General features: G+C 67.8%; 11 protein-coding genes. 5 read left to right on the forward strand and 6 right to left on the reverse strand.

Annotated features, from left to right (window positions below):
* Nucleotides 1-9: 9 nt before the first annotated feature.
* Together H162_RS0120550 and H162_RS0120555 are read right to left on the reverse strand one after the other, a co-directional pair.
* Entirely contained in the window at nt 10-1047 is a 1038-nt protein-coding gene (locus H162_RS0120550; protein ID WP_020655379.1) for a GNAT family N-acetyltransferase, read from the reverse strand.
* A complete protein-coding gene (locus tag H162_RS0120555; protein ID WP_020655380.1) occupies nt 1044-2231 on the reverse strand; it encodes a DegT/DnrJ/EryC1/StrS family aminotransferase in 1188 nt (395 codons plus the stop codon). The genes H162_RS0120550 and H162_RS0120555 overlap by 4 nt, the downstream gene beginning before the upstream one ends.
* Nucleotides 2232-2370: 139 nt before the next feature.
* On the opposite strand from H162_RS0120555, the gene H162_RS0120560 reads away from it, so the two are divergent.
* Complete coding sequence (locus H162_RS0120560; RefSeq protein ID WP_020655381.1) at nt 2371-3957, forward strand: acyl-CoA ligase (AMP-forming), exosortase A system-associated; 1587 nt, start codon at nt 2371-2373, stop codon at nt 3955-3957.
* A complete protein-coding gene (locus H162_RS0120565; protein WP_020655382.1) occupies nt 3954-5189 on the forward strand; it encodes a pyridoxal-dependent decarboxylase, exosortase A system-associated in 1236 nt (411 codons plus the stop codon). Before H162_RS0120560 ends, H162_RS0120565 begins: the two co-directional genes overlap by 4 nt.
* 16 nt (nt 5190-5205) lie before the next feature.
* Here H162_RS0120565 and H162_RS0120570 read toward each other — a convergent pair whose 3' ends face one another.
* Both H162_RS0120570 and H162_RS31425 read right to left on the reverse strand, forming a co-directional pair.
* The gene (locus tag H162_RS0120570) at nt 5206-6354 is read right to left on the reverse strand and encodes a pectate lyase (RefSeq protein WP_020655383.1); all 1149 of its coding nucleotides are present in this window, start codon (nt 6352-6354) and stop codon (nt 5206-5208) included.
* Between the two features lie 150 nt (nt 6355-6504).
* Nucleotides 6505-7671: a carboxylate--amine ligase gene (locus H162_RS31425; RefSeq protein ID WP_020655384.1), complete on the reverse strand. Its 1167-nt coding sequence runs from the start codon at nt 7669-7671 to the stop codon at nt 6505-6507.
* Between the two features lie 401 nt (nt 7672-8072).
* Between H162_RS31425 and H162_RS0120580 the strand changes: the two genes are divergently transcribed.
* Genes H162_RS0120580 through H162_RS0120590 form a run of 3 tightly spaced genes read left to right on the forward strand, consistent with a single transcriptional unit; the run spans nt 8073 to nt 11245 of the window.
* The gene (locus tag H162_RS0120580; protein ID WP_156885722.1) at nt 8073-9017 is read left to right on the forward strand and encodes a hypothetical protein; all 945 of its coding nucleotides are present in this window, start codon (nt 8073-8075) and stop codon (nt 9015-9017) included.
* Nucleotides 9014-10114 carry a polysaccharide deacetylase family protein gene (locus H162_RS0120585; RefSeq protein WP_020655386.1) on the forward strand — a complete coding sequence of 367 codons (1101 nt, stop codon included), beginning with the start codon at nt 9014-9016 and terminating at the stop codon, nt 10112-10114. The genes H162_RS0120580 and H162_RS0120585 overlap by 4 nt, the downstream gene beginning before the upstream one ends.
* A gap of 51 nt (nt 10115-10165) precedes the next feature.
* The gene (locus tag H162_RS0120590; protein ID WP_020655387.1) at nt 10166-11245 is read left to right on the forward strand and encodes a sugar-transfer associated ATP-grasp domain-containing protein; all 1080 of its coding nucleotides are present in this window, start codon (nt 10166-10168) and stop codon (nt 11243-11245) included.
* A gap of 34 nt (nt 11246-11279) precedes the next feature.
* Here H162_RS0120590 and H162_RS0120595 read toward each other — a convergent pair whose 3' ends face one another.
* On the reverse strand, nt 11280-12797 hold the full coding sequence (locus H162_RS0120595) for a lipopolysaccharide biosynthesis protein (RefSeq protein ID WP_020655388.1): 1518 nt from the start codon (nt 12795-12797) through the stop codon (nt 11280-11282).
* On the reverse strand, nt 12794-13978 hold the full coding sequence (locus H162_RS0120600; RefSeq protein ID WP_020655389.1) for a glycosyltransferase family protein: 1185 nt from the start codon (nt 13976-13978) through the stop codon (nt 12794-12796). Before H162_RS0120600 ends, H162_RS0120595 begins: the two co-directional genes overlap by 4 nt.
* Nucleotides 13979-14021 lie beyond the last annotated feature (43 nt).

The raw sequence follows: 14021 nt of genomic DNA on the forward strand, positions 1-14021 counted from the left end.
TTCCTAGGTTCACTGCGCGGCCGAACGCGACTTCCCGCGCGACGCCAGCATCGCACGCAGGCGCCGCAATCCCGGCCAACGGTAATAATTGATATGGTACATAGTGCGTACCTCGTCCGTCCAGCGCAGGTGCCATTCCATCACCCGGCCGTAGAATTCCAGTCTCTTGAAACGTCCTTCGTCGAACAGGCGGCGGCAGGCTTCCTCGCGCATCAGGAGCGTGGGCGACAGGCTGGACGGCACGCTCTCGTCGTAGCTGGTCTTGAGCACCACGATGCTGTCCGCATCCTCGACGCACAAGTCCATCGCCACCAGCTGCTCGCCGAAGAAGTAACGGTAGACGCTGGCCGCGCCGCGCGCCGCCAGGGCTTCCAGCATGGCGCGGTAGTAGCGTCCCTGGGCATTGCCGGCGTCGACCGCGGTGCCCTCGCTGCCTTTCCAGCCCGAGCTCTCCAGCCGGCCGTAGTCCTGGATCGCCTGCGCCATGTCCTGCGGCGCGCGCAGGATGTCCAGGCGCGTGGCCACGCCTTCGCGTTCGAGGCGCGCGCGCTGTTTCTTCAGGTTGGAACGCAGGTTCTTGCCGCGCGCATTCCAGTAGTCCTCGAAGCCGCCGGCCAGCGTGACGCGCGCGGTGTCGATATAGTCGAGCGTGTGCAGGCCGGGGCTGTCGGCCGGGCGCGGCGTCAGCATCGGATCGGCCTGGGTCAGGCCGAACAGCAGCGGGAATCCGGGAAGGGCGCGCAGCAGGCCGGCCAGGAGCGGTTCGAGCGGCTCGCCCGGCAGTTGCAGCCACAGCCCGAGCGGGGCCTGGGACGGCTGGAACGTGGTCCAGGCGCCGCGTCCGTCCGGCTTCACCAGGGCCATGGCCACGGTCTCGCCGCCGCGCTCGCACCAGGCCAGCAGCTCGGACCCGGCGCCGAACTGCGCCAGCAGCGGCGCCACGAAGTCGGCGGCCAGCATCGCGGGAGCGGGACCGCGCGCGTGCAGCTGCTGCCAGCGCGCGGCGAATTCGGGGAAGCGCGCGGCGGAAACGGTATGCCAGCTCATGCGGTCAGGGCTCCACGGACGGTGTCGATCATCCAGTCCAGCTCCGCGGCGCGCAGCTCCTGGTGGCAGGGCAGGGACAGCACGCTGCGCGACAGGTGCGCGGCATTCGGGCAGACCGCCGCGTCCACGCCGGGCCACAGCGGATGGCCGAAACGCACCACCGGCACCCCGGCCGCGCCGAGGCGCGCCGCCAGCCCGTCCGCATCCTGCACCACCAGCGGGTAGACCCAGGGACAGACGCCGTCCGGCAGATGCCCGAACAGCGGGCGCACGCCCGGCAGCTTGCCCAGCGCCTGGTCCAGGCGCTGGTAGTGGTCGCGCCGCAACGCCGCGATCCGGCCGGGCGAGACCAGGCGCAGGGTCAGGCGCGCGAACAGCGAGGAACGCTTGTCGATCCAGCGCGGGTCGAAGTCGAAGCTGCTGTCCGAGGACGTGGGAGCGAGCGCCGTGGCGGCGCCATCGGCCTGGCGCGCCCTGCGCAGCTTCCAGGCCGCGCTTTTCAGCACCAGGGGCAGCCACAGCGCGGCGCGCAGCGCCGGCAGGCGGCCATAGGCGAAGCCCCGCTCCAGCGAATTCAGGGCGACCTTCGCCTCGAACCCGGCCCCGGCCGGGCGCAGCGCCACCGCGTCCAGCGGATGGCGCGCCGAGACCAGCACCCCGCCCTCGTAGATCGGGAAGAACTTCATGCTGCTGGCGATCGCATAGTCGCCGAAGCTGCCCAGCGGCTTGCCCTGGCATTCGCCGATGAAGGCATGGGCGCAGTCTTCCAGCAGCGCCAGGCCGTGCCGGTCGCACAGGGCGCGCAGCGCAGGCAGGTCCTGGTGGAAACCGAAATAATGGGTGGCCATCAGGGCGCGCGCACGCGGCGCCTTGGCGGCGATGTCCTCGAGGTCGGCGGCGCCGTCCGGCCCGATCCGGTAGAACACCGGGGTGGCGCCCAGCCACAGCACCGGCGGCACCATCGAGGCGCTGTGCCAGGCCGGCACCAGCACGCCGTCGCCGGGCCGGATGCCCATTTCGCGCAGCGCCAGGCCGATCGCGATCCGCCCGCTGGTGACGAAGCGCGTCGCGCCGGCGTCGAGCACCGAGGGCAGGCGCTGGGCGTTCGCACGCAGGAACGATGCGGCCGACAGGATCGGCGTGATCGGAACCCGGGGACGCAGGGGAGCGGTGGCGGATGGCATGGACCGAGTATAGCCGGATAAGTGCAAAATTTGCAACGAATCAGGTTTTTCGGGTCGCCGGTTCAGCAAGCGGCGCGTGCAAACTGTTAAGATTGTGCCCTGCGCTGCAGCAAGCGGCACACCCTCGAGAGAGCATGCCATGCCCGACCTGATCCACGATTTCATCTTCGATACCGCGCGCCGCGCGCCCGCCGGCGAGGCCCTGGTCCACGGCCCGCACCGGCTCGACTACGCGGCGCTGGCCGCGCATGTGGAGCGCGCCGCCGGCGCCGTGCTGGCGGCCGGCGTCCTGCGCGGCGAACGCGTCGCCGTCTACCTCGACAAGCGCGTCGAGAACGTGGCCGCGATGTTCGGCGCCAGCGCCGCCGGCGCCGTGTTCGTGCCGGTCAACCCGCTGCTCAAGGCCGACCAGGTCGCCTACATCCTGGCCGACTGCAACGTGCGCGTGCTGCTGACCTCTCCCGAACGCCTGGCCCAGCTGGGACCGGCGCTGAAGGATTGCCCGGACCTGCGCGTGGTCTACGTCACCGGCGATACCCCGGCGCAGGTGGGCGGCGTCGAGGTGCGCGCCTGGGATGCGGCGCAGCAGGCCCCGGACCCCGGCCAGCTGGCGGCGCGGCGCGCGGTCGACGCCGACATGGCGGCCATCCTGTACACCTCGGGCAGCACCGGCCGGCCGAAGGGCGTGGTGCTGTCGCACCGGAACATGGTGGCGGGGGCGCGCAGCGTCGCCAGCTACCTCGGCAACACGCCGCAGGACCGCATCCTGTCGGTGCTGCCGCTCAGCTTCGACTATGGCCTGAGCCAGCTGACCACGGCCTTCCTGACCGGCGCGACCGTCGTCCTGATGAACTACCTGTTCCCGAAGGACATCATGACGGCCGTGCTCGAGGAAGGCATCACCGGGCTGGCGGCGGTGCCGCCGCTGTGGATCCAGCTATCCGCGCTCGCGTGGCCGCGCGAATCGACCCTGCGCTATCTCACCAATTCGGGCGGGGCGATGCCGACCGCCACCGTGCACACCCTGCGCGCGGCGCTGCCTGGCGTGCAGCTGTTCCTGATGTACGGCCTGACCGAGGCCTTCCGTTCCACCTACCTGCCGCCGGCGGAGCTGGACCGGCGCCCGGATTCGATGGGACGCGCGATCCCGAACGCCGAGGTGATGGTGGTGCGTCCGGACGGCAGCCTGTGCGAACCGAACGAACCGGGCGAACTGGTGCACCGCGGCGCCCTGGTCTCGCTCGGCTACTGGAACGACCCGGCCAAGACCGCCGAGCGCTTCCGCCCGGCCCCCGGCCAGCATCCCGCGCTGCCGCTGACCGAGATGGCCGTGTGGTCGGGCGACACCGTGCGCCGCGACGAGGAGGGCTTCCTGTACTTCATCGGCCGCAGCGACGACATGATCAAGGTCTCGGGCTACCGCATCAGCCCGAGCGAGGTCGAGGAAGTCGCGCATGCGAGCGGCCTGGTGCAGGAAGCGGCCGCCTTCGGCGTGCCGCATCCGGTGCTGGGCCAGGCCATCGTGCTGCTGGCGGTGGCGCGCGAACCCGGCCTGGAGCCGGCGGCGCTGCTGAAGGAATGCCAGCGCCGCCTGCCGGCCTACATGGTGCCGGCCCACATCGCGCTGTGCACCGAACCCTTCCCGCGCAACCCGAACGGCAAGTTCGACCGCAAGCTGCTGCGCCAGTCCTATACCACCCTGTTTGAAAGCACCCCTACGCCATGAGCAGCACCAAGCCCGCGCACGCGTCCCAGACCCTGTTCGCCGTCGTCGACAACTGCTTGCAGGTCGGCGGCATTTCCCTGACGCGCCTGGCGCAGCGGGTCGGCCGCACCCCGTTCTATGCGTATGACCGCGCGCAGGTCACTGAGCGCGTGCGCCAGCTGCGCGCGCACCTGCCCAGCGGGGTGGAGCTGCATTATTCGATCAAGGCCAATCCGATGCCGGCCCTGGTCCAGCACCTGGCCGGCCAGGTCGACGGGCTGGACGTGGCCTCCGGCGGCGAGCTGAAGGTGGCGCTCGACACCGGCGTGGATCCGGCGCGCATCAGCTTTGCCGGCCCCGGCAAGTCGGACGCCGAGCTCAGGCAGGCGGTCGCCGCCGGCGTCTGCGTGCACGCCGAGTCCGAGCGCGAGATCCGGGCCATTGCACGCATTGGGGCCGAGTTGGGCATCGCGCCGCTGCTGGTGTTGCGGATCAATCCCGATTTCGAGCTGAAGGGCTCGGGCATGCGCATGGGCGGCGGCGCCAAGCAGTTCGGCATCGACGCCGAGGAGGCGCCGCGCCTGCTGAAATTGGCCGGCGCGCTCGGCCTGGACGTACTGGGCTTTCATATCTTCAGCGGCTCGCAGAGCCTGAAGGCGGAAGCGATCGTCGAGACCCAGGCGCGCACCGTCGACCTGGCCATCGAACTGGCCCGGGCCAGCCCGTCCCCGGTGCGCATGCTGAACATCGGCGGCGGCTTCGGCATCCCGTATTTCCCGGGCGAGGCGCGCCTCGACCTGGCCCCGATCGGCGCCGGCCTGGCGCTGCAGCTGGCGCGGGTGCGCGAGGCGCTGCCGCAGGCGGCGCTGTCGATCGAACTGGGACGCTACCTGGTGGGCGAGGCCGGCATCTACGTGGCGCGCGTGATCGACCGCAAGGTGTCGCGCGGCCAGGTCTTCCTGGTCACCGACGGCGGCCTGCACCACCACCTGGCGGCCTCGGGCAATTTCGGACAGGTGATCCGCAAGAACTATCCGGTGGCGATCGGCAATCGCGTCGAGGCGCACGAGCGCGAAACGGTGTCGGTGGTCGGGCCGCTGTGCACGCCGCTCGACCTGCTGGCCGAGCGCATGGAACTGCCGCGCGCCGAGGTCGGCGACCTGGTGGTGGTGTTCCAGTCGGGGGCCTACGGGCTGAGCGCCAGCCCGGGCGGCTTCCTGAGCCACCCGGATGCGGTCGAGGTGCTGGTGTAGCACCCCGTCGGCAAGGTCAGCCGATGTTGTTGACCTTGTCGAAGTGCTGTTCCAGCATCAGGCCATCCATGAAGAACTTGGTGGCCCAGTTCGGGTACTTGTAGGTCATGTACTCGCCGTTGACGGGGTGCGAACCCTTCAGCGCGCCGCGCACGTTGCAGTCCTCGGTTTCCAGATCCTGGATGCTCATGTTGAAGCGGTTGGCGCGCACGGCGTGCTGTTTCAAATCGTGCTCGCCGGTCAGCTGCGCCAGGCGCAGCCAGTTGATCGCCATCTGCGAGTTGCCGGTCACGCAGGTCCAGTCCGCCACCGTGGTCCACAGCGGCAGGTAGCGCCCCGGCAGGGCGCCGTCCTCGCGCTGGCGCTTGGCCAGGCGGCGCGCCATCAGCAGGGCGTGTTCCAGCAGGTCCTGGCGGCCGGAGGCGGCGCCGATCTCGAGCAGGCCGCGGATCGAGTACGCGAGCGTATGCGTCAGCGCGCTATTGTCCGGCATTTGCAGAAGGCAGTTGTCTGGCAGCCAGCCGTTCGCGTGTGCGCGGCTCAGCACCCAGTCGGCGTTCTTCACGGCGGCCGCCAGGTAGCGTTCGATACCGGTCGCCTCGTAGGCGCGCACCAGGCCGAAGGCCGAGCGCGTGTTGTAGCTGTTGAGCTTGGAAGTGGTGAAGGGCGAGGGGAAGCGGCGCCAGGCGCCGTCGTCGTCCTGGGCCTCGACCAGCCAGTCGGAGGCGCGCACCAGCGAGGCGCGGAAGCGCTCTTCCTTCGTTTCCACGTAAGCCTTGGCCCAGCCGAACAGCACCTGGCCGGTATTGAAGATGGTCGGGGCCACGATCTCGGCCGACATGGTGCCGGCGCGCACGCCGCCGTCCTCGAGCTGGATGTCGCTTTCCCAGTGCGTCATGCGGCGCGCCGCCTCGGCATACGCCGGCGCGTGGTACAGGCGCGCGTAGTCGTACAGGGTCGGGATCGCATAGCCGGTGGTTTCCGGATACGAGGCATTCCAGAGCTTGGTCTTGATGTCGTAGCTGTGCGCCACGCCGTCGTCCGGCGTGGCGTTCTGCGCGACCAGCAGCCATTCCGCGGCGCTTTTCAGGTGGGCCTCGATGTCCCGTGGTTCCTGGATGGTGGAGCCGAGTTTATCCTTGATGAGCTGTTTGATGTGTTTCATTGAGATCGACTTTTCTGGGACGGACGGGCCTGCGCCGCGGGTGACTCGTTAATATACTGTAAATTATCCTGGTGGCATCGTTCTGCAGTGCCTGGGAATGCGCAGGATGCAACACCTTGCGCCGCAGCGACATCCGTCGCGGCGCACGGCTCAGGCGAAGCGGCCCAGTTTCGCTCCCAGGCGCTTGGTCACCAGGTCGATCCAGGGCTGGGGATCGTGCCAGCGCCAGTAGGCGTCGCGCACCGCATGGCCGCGCGAGCGCGGGTCGTCCTGGCGGCCGCCCTCGTGGAAGGACCAGCGGTCCGACACCGGCTCGCGCCAGATCTGGGGCGTGGCGATGTGCTGGACCGGCAGCGCCGGCAGGCCCATCTCGTAGTGGTAGGCGGCGGCCGGGATGTTCACGCCATTGAGCGAGGCGACCTCTTCCTGGAAGTCGGTGCGCGCCACGGTCGGTTCGACCATGTAGAAGCGGCCGTCGCGCGCATCGCGCTTGTATTCCATGCTGCCCATGCCGACGAAGCCGACCTGGCGGAAGAAAGTGCGCGTCATGTCCGTCAGTTCGTCCGCGACTTCCCAGGCGGCGGTACAGCTGGCGGTGCCCCCGATGCGCGGCGGCCAGGCGCGGATCTTGCGGCCGCTGAACGAGCTGACCACCTGGCCGTCCGCGCCGACATACTGCAGGCAGAAATACACATCGGCATCGCTGCCTTCGATCCATTCCTGCACCACCATGTCGGCCAGCACCGGGAAGATCTCTTCGTACAGCGCGGCGACCTCGGCGGGCGAAGCCACCTTGTAGGCTTTCTTGAAGCGCGCGCCATAGCCGTAATCCTTCTTCGACGGCTTGAACACGCAGGGATAGGTGAGATCGTGGATCCGCGCCAGGTCCGCCTTGCCCTCGATGCGCACGGTGCGCGGGACCGGCGCGCCGACGGCTTCGGCCAGTTCCTGGAAGCCCTGCTTGTGCATCAGGGCCATCAGGCGCTCGTGCTCCGGCTGGCGCAGGCGGAACCAGGGCGCCAGGCTGGTGCGCCGGGCCGAGATGGTTTCCACCGTCTTTTCCTCGGTGGCGAACAGCATCAGCGGGGCCGGATACTGCTTGCCGAGATTGATCATGCGCTCGACGAAGGCGTCGCCCTCGAGGGAGTGGCAGAGCAGCTTGCGGCCATAGCGCGAGCGCATGGCCGGAGACTTCGGCGAGGTGTCGACGACGATCACCGGGATGCCCGCCGCGCCCAGGCTGCGTACGACCCCGAGTGCATTCAGGCCGCCGCCGACGACGACAGCGGGCAGGGATGTGTTCTGTGGACTGTTCATGGTTTCACTTCAGTATCGGAATGGTCTGCGCGCTTGAGTGGACAGCGGAAATCGCTGGCCGGAAAAACCGGGACGGGTGCGCTCGGCACCCCGGATGCATGGCGTGGAGGAGTATAGCTGGGTAAGTGCAAAATTTGCAACAAAACACGGATTTGTACTGGACGTGGCGGCAAGTGGCGTATGCGAACTGTTAAGATTTCTTCATGCGCGCAGGGCGGGCGGAGCCCAGCGCTTTCGTGCTTTTCAGCCCGCTTCGGAGCCTGGATCTGCGGCCAGCTTGCTTGCGCACGAGACAATTGACGAAACGCATCTTTGATAATAACTCGTCTATAATTCCCCGGGTCCGCGTACGATGTAGCCTTGCACACTGGGCGCGATGACATTCGCTTGAGGAACAAACGATGTCTGCAGTGAAAAGCTCCGAATTAATTGCCCACCTGCGTTCCACCTTGTTCGCCATGCTGTCGGAGACGAGGGCGCGTTTCGAGGACGGGGACGCCGCTGCCATGGAGCGCTTTCTCGACAGTTTCGGCTCGCCGCCGTCCGGCGCCGGCTACAAATACATTCCGCCGGCGGCGCGCGCGGCCTGTTCGTCCGTCCTGCAGCGGGATCCGGAAGCGGGCAGGCGCTTCCTGTTCGCCGCCGTCCTCGAGGCCATGGACCGCAGCCTCGCTGCGCCGCGCTTCCAGCAATTGCCGGCGCGCGTGCTGGCCCACCAGCTCAGGCACTACGAGCGCATCCTGGTGCAGTCCGAACAGACCATTGCGGTATGCCAGCTCGAGAACGACCTGTTCCTCAAGGAATTCGGCTTGGCAGCCTTGCGGCTTTATGCGGGAGGTTCCAACCTGATCGATGCCAACGCCGGCATTGGTCGTTCCATTGTATGGAGTAATGGCCTGAGCGACATTCCACGGCGGCTGGCGCTGTTCATTCGCCTGGGCGGGTTCCGGCCCTACTTCGACATCCATGCGCACAAGTTCTATATGGAAGAATTCAACGAGGAAGGGCGCAACGAGTGTTACCGCTGCTGCGCCGAACTCTATGCGTTTCATCCGGAAGTGCTCGGGATGTTTGCCGGCAGCTGGTTCTATGACCCGGCGCTCGCCGCCATCAGTCCGCGCCTGGCCTACCTGCGCGAGGTGCCGGAACGGGGCGGCGCCCACGTCCTGTTCGGTTGCTACGATGAAGGGGCCACCCGCAACGCGCTGGCCAAGTCTGCCACGCGCAGGCAACTGTATGAAGCGGGCAAGTACAAGCCGGCCGCCTACACCCTGGTATGGCCGCGCGCGCGCCAGCTCGCCTGGGCGGACCGCCACGCCGGCAAGGCCGGGAAAGGACAGCCATGAAACTCAAGTCTGCCGTGCTGCAGGTCGCGAAGGCGGCCGGCGTATTCGCCCTGTTCCGCCTGCTGACCAGGAAGCAGGGCCGCATCCTGTGCTATCACGGCGGTTCGCTGGGCGACGAGCACCTCTTCAACGGCAAGCTGTTTTGCCATCCGGCGATGCTGCGCCAGCGGCTCGACTGGTTGAAGTCGAAGGGCTTCGTGCCGGCCGGCCTCGACCAGGTCGCGACCCCGGGCGCCGCGCCGCGCCAGGGCATCGCGCTGGCGATCACGCTCGACGACGGCTGGTATTCGAGCGAAGCCTGCCTGTTGCCGCTGCTGGCCGAGTACGGCCACGAACCGGTGCTCTACCTGCATACGGGACTCGCCGACGGCGACGCCCCGGTGTCCAACGTGGCACTGCGCTACCTCGTCTGGAAGGCGCGGCGCGCGACCCTGGAACTGTCCGGTTTTTGCAAGGAACTCGACGGCAGCTACCAGCTCGACAGTGCCGACGAGCGCGAGCGCCTGAGCGACAATGCCGACCTCTGGTTCGATGGGATGCCGCGCGATGCCGCCACGGTGACGGCCGCGCTGGAACGGTTCGCCGCCGCGCTGGGGATCGCGCCGGCAACGCTGGCCCTCGATTCGCGCCGCTTCAGCTACATGCGGCGCGAGGAACTGCACACCGCCGCGGCGCGCGGCTGCAAGATCGAGCTGCACGGGCATTTCCACCGTTATTTCCTCGGTGACCATGAGCGCAACCAGGCCAATATCGAGGCCTGCCGCCGCTATATCGTCGACGCCGGCCTGCCGCGCCCGCATCATTACTGCTATCCGAGCGGCTCCTACGATGCCGCCGCCGCGCGCACCCTGGCCGGGATCGACGTGCGTACCGGCACCACCTGTATTCCGGGCCTGGTGCGCGGCGCCGGCGGCGACGAGCGCTATTTCCTGCCGCGCTTCCTCGATGGCGGCAATGTCACGATGATCGAGTTCGAGGCGGAAATGAGCGGCGTGCTCGAGTTCGCGCGCAAGCTCGTGCAGGCGCTGCGGCGCGGCGCCGCGCTGGCGACCCGCCCGGCGCTGCTGTTGCGCCAGCCTTCCGCAGGCCGCGAATGAGGTCCTGACCTTCCAGTAACCTGTTCCAGCAACCACTCAGTCAAGCTCAGCATGCAAGCCATCAAAGACATACGACGCGCCTGGACCCATCTGGGCCAGCGCAACGACAACCTGGCCTATCTGCCGTTCTGGCGCCAGGTGCTGGAAATGGGCGCACTCTACCTGGTGCGGGGTATCGGCCCGGGCTATTACCTGCAGGCGCGCTGGTGGCGGCCCTCGATTCCGTTCGCGGACAAGTGGGAGCACCTCAACAAGAAAGAATACAACGCCTTCATCGACCGCTGGAACGCGCCCGGCTACCAGAAAAGCTCGCAGCACAAGATCATTGAAAAGGCCGTGCTGCAACTGCTGGGCGTGCCGACGCCGGAGTTCATCGGCTTCCTGCACCGGCAGCGCGGCGCCTGCGCGGATGGCGCCCCCCTGCGCCTGCCGGCCGACCTCGAGCGCCTGTGCCATGGACTGGTGGGCAGGAAAATCTGCTTCAAGCTGGTGGAGGGGTATGGCGGCGCCGGCTTCGCCGCGTTCCGGGTCGAGGAGGCCGACGGACGGCCCGTGTTCGTCCACCCCGTGACCGGCGAGGCGACCGGCATCAGCGACTGGTGGGCGCTGGCGCAGCAAAAGAACGATGGCGGCTACATCGTCGAGCATTACCTGACCCAGCACCCGGTCCTGTCGGATATCCATGCGAACTCGGTCAACACGCTGCGCATCTGGCTGTACCAGGCGCGCGGCGAAGTAAAGGTGGCCGGCGCCTTCCTGCGCGTGGGACGCAAGGGCAGCCTGGTCGACAATACCAGCAGCGGCGGGCTGTATTGCCCGGTCGACCTGGAAACCGGCGTGCTGGCCTACGCGGCGAACGCCGCCAATCCGCTGCAGACCATGAACAGCCATCCGGATACCGGCGGACGAATCAGCGGCGTGCAGCTGCCGTTCTGGCGAGAATGCAAGGACATCGCCGGCCGCGCCCTGCAGGCATTCCCGAAGGTGAATATCGCCGGTGTCGACGTCGCCATCGGCGTCGACGGCCCGCGCATGATCGAGCTGAACGTCCGCCCGGACCAGATCGGCTGCGCCCGCATCAACCTGCCGCTCAAGCGCGTCGACCGCTGGATGCGCGCCAGCCGGGCCTGACAGGGGGGGGCCGGCAAGGCCGGCCCGCGCTTCGTCAGCCCAGCAGGTTGACCCGGATCCCCGCCCTGCCGAGCAGGGCCTGGATCTTGAGGAAGACATGCCGTTCCAGCCCGTCGTCGCGGCGCGGCGACAGTCGCCACAGCGCATAGATCGCGACCGTGTAGACCAGGGCGCCGACGGCCGAGCACAGCAGCAGCGCCAGCACGTAGTCGAGGGTCTCGTTGCGCAGCACCAGCTGGCTCTTGACGGCGAGGACGACCATCGCCATCGCGCTCGATGCGAGCAGCGGCCGCACCAGCTCGCGGCAGAAGGTGGTGGCGTTCAGGTCCAGGCACTTGGCCACCAGGGACTGGTTCATCGGGATCATCAGGACGGCGGTGGCCAGGTAGGACCAGGCCGCGCCCATGACGCCCCATTCGATCGACGCCGGAATCAGGACCACCAGCATGATCGCGATCTGGACGCACCAGACCAGGGTGATGCGCTTGACCTGTCCCAGCGCCAGGTAGATGTAGGAGATGTTGGTCTGCACCGCCTTGATCACGCCATACACGGCCAGGATCTGGATCAGCGGGATCGCGGCGAGCCACTTCCAGCCGAGGGCGGCCGGCACCAGCAGGTCGGCCACCACCACGATGCCGACCCCGCTCGGGATCGAGATCAGCGCGATCGAAGCAATCACTTTCAGGAAGCTGTTGCGCAGTTCCGGCAGGTTGTGCGCCACCCGGGAATAGCCCGGGAAGGCGGCGCGGTTGATCGGCGCGACCAGTTCGTTCGAGGGCAGGTTGGCGATCTCGGAGGCGATCGAGTACACGCCCACCCACTGGGCCCCGGCCACGCGTGCGATGGTGAACGAGGCCGCGCGGTTGTGGATGAACTGGAAGAAGCTGTTCACCACCAGCCATTTCGAGGTGTGGAACATCTCCAGCTTGGTCTTGAGCGAAAAGCGCGGGCGATAGCTGCTGACGACATAGGACAGCACCAGCGACAGCACGATGCCGGCCAGCTGGCCGATCACCAGGGCCCAGTAGTTGCGCAGGTAGATCGCCAGCGGGATGGTGACCAGCAGGCTGGCGAAGCGCTTGCTGAGCAAGAACTTGAATTCGCGGTCGAAGCGCATCTCGCGCCGGAAGGCGACGGTGCCGATGTTGGAGAAGCCCTCCAGCGCGAAGCCCAGCGCCAGCACGTAGACCACCGCTTCGAGCCGGGGTTCGCGGTAGAACTGGGACGCCGGATAGGCCAGCGCGGCCAGGACCAGGCCGCAGCCGACCGAGAAGATCACGCTGAAAGTCCAGGCGGTATCGAAATGGTCGCGTCCCGCCTTGGCGTTCTGGACCAGCTGGGTGTCGAAGCCGAACGAGACCAGCAGGCTCAGGGCCGAGATCAGGATCATCGCGATCCCGACCAGGCCGAAATCTTCCGGCGACAGCATGCGCGCAAGGATGACCGTGCTGATCAGCCCGATGCTGCGGTCGAGCATCCTGAACGCGACCATCCACGCCGCGCCCTTGGCGATCTGCCTGTTGATATTGCCTGGCGGGCTATCTGTCATCGTACCGCCTCATCGAACAGGTCGGCCAGTTGCCCGGCCTTGTGCGTGCGTGCGGCGCGCGCGATGACTTCGTCGCTGGCGAAATAGGCCTGCCCGTCGCGCACCGCGGGGATGAAGCGTTCGAGCGTGTCGAGGATGGTGTCCTTCTGGTCCGGCGCGGCGATGTTCGCGAAGCCGGCATTGCGCAGCACCGTGGCGGTTTCGCCGACCGGGTCGACCAGGCCCAGGATGGGTTTCCGGGCCCGGAAGTATTCGTACACCTTGGCCGGGATCTGGTTGTTGAACGGGGTGCCCTGGAACACCAGCAGCCCGTCGGCGGCCAGCATTTCGTTGAGGGCCTCGCGGTAGGGTACCGGCGGCAGGACGTCGACGATATCGTCGAGGCCATGGCGCGCCACCATGGCGGTGATCCCGGCGATGTTGCCGGGCGCGCGCAAGCTCACGCGCAGCGAGGCGGCGTCGATGCTGCCGGCCTCCTTCAGGCTGGCGAGCGCCGCCATGAACGGTTCCGGGTCGCGCCCGTCGCTGTACAGGACGCCGCTGTGCAGCAGGGTCACGCGCTGGTCCGGCGCTGGCGCCAGCGCCGGCGCATCCACGGTGGCGTCGGCCAGCCGCGCGAACTCGTCCTCGTCGTAGCCGTTCTCGATCAGGCGGAACTTGTTCGCATTGATCTTCGGGTAGCGCGCCTTGCAGGAATTGAGCGCGCTCTGGGTGGTGAATACCGCGTAGGTGCAGTTGCGCAGGGTCTGCTTTTCGAGCCAGCCGTAGATGCCGCGCTGGCGCGGCGATTCGGGATGGGTCGGCTGGAGCATCGGGTCGCGGAAGTCGGCGATCCAGGGCAGGCCGCTCAGGCGGTGCAGGGTCAGTCCGATCAGGTGGGCAGTGGCGATCGGGAAGGTCGACCAGATCACCCGCGGCTTGTGCTGGCGGATCAGGCGCAGGCCGGCCACCACGCCATGGCCCCACCAGCTGATCCAGCGGTCGGGCAGCGCCATCAGTTCGGAATAGCGTCCGCCGAAACCCAGGTGACGCTTGGTGTCGAGCGCGAAGGCGCGGCGCACCACCAGGTTGGCCGGGACACTGGACAGCTGCGACGGATTCTGGCGGGTGTAGGCGCGCGGATGGGCCGACAGGACCAGCGGCTCCCAGTCATGTCGCGGCAGGTGCTTCGAGAAACTCAAGGTACGCTGGATTCCGCTGCTTTCGGCTTGTGGCGGAAAGTGA

It is taken from the genome of Massilia niastensis DSM 21313 (genome assembly GCF_000382345.1).
Lineage (GTDB): Bacteria > Pseudomonadota > Gammaproteobacteria > Burkholderiales > Burkholderiaceae_D > Telluria > Telluria niastensis.

What these genes read in the sequence shown, in the direction of transcription:
- H162_RS0120550 (WP_020655379.1), bottom strand. Translation starts at nt 1,047, where the DNA reads ATGAGCTGGCATACCGTTTCCGCCGCGCGCTTCCCCGAATTCGCCGCG.
- H162_RS0120555 (WP_020655380.1), bottom strand. Translation starts at nt 2,231, where the DNA reads ATGCCATCCGCCACCGCTCCCCTGCGTCCCCGGGTTCCGATCACGCCG.
- H162_RS0120560 (WP_020655381.1), top strand. Translation starts at nt 2,371, where the DNA reads ATGCCCGACCTGATCCACGATTTCATCTTCGATACCGCGCGCCGCGCG.
- H162_RS0120565 (WP_020655382.1), top strand. Translation starts at nt 3,954, where the DNA reads ATGAGCAGCACCAAGCCCGCGCACGCGTCCCAGACCCTGTTCGCCGTC.
- H162_RS0120570 (WP_020655383.1), bottom strand. Translation starts at nt 6,354, where the DNA reads ATGAAACACATCAAACAGCTCATCAAGGATAAACTCGGCTCCACCATC.
- H162_RS31425 (WP_020655384.1), bottom strand. Translation starts at nt 7,671, where the DNA reads ATGAACAGTCCACAGAACACATCCCTGCCCGCTGTCGTCGTCGGCGGC.
- H162_RS0120580 (WP_156885722.1), top strand. Translation starts at nt 8,073, where the DNA reads ATGTCTGCAGTGAAAAGCTCCGAATTAATTGCCCACCTGCGTTCCACC.
- H162_RS0120585 (WP_020655386.1), top strand. Translation starts at nt 9,014, where the DNA reads ATGAAACTCAAGTCTGCCGTGCTGCAGGTCGCGAAGGCGGCCGGCGTA.
- H162_RS0120590 (WP_020655387.1), top strand. Translation starts at nt 10,166, where the DNA reads ATGCAAGCCATCAAAGACATACGACGCGCCTGGACCCATCTGGGCCAG.
- H162_RS0120595 (WP_020655388.1), bottom strand. Translation starts at nt 12,797, where the DNA reads ATGACAGATAGCCCGCCAGGCAATATCAACAGGCAGATCGCCAAGGGC.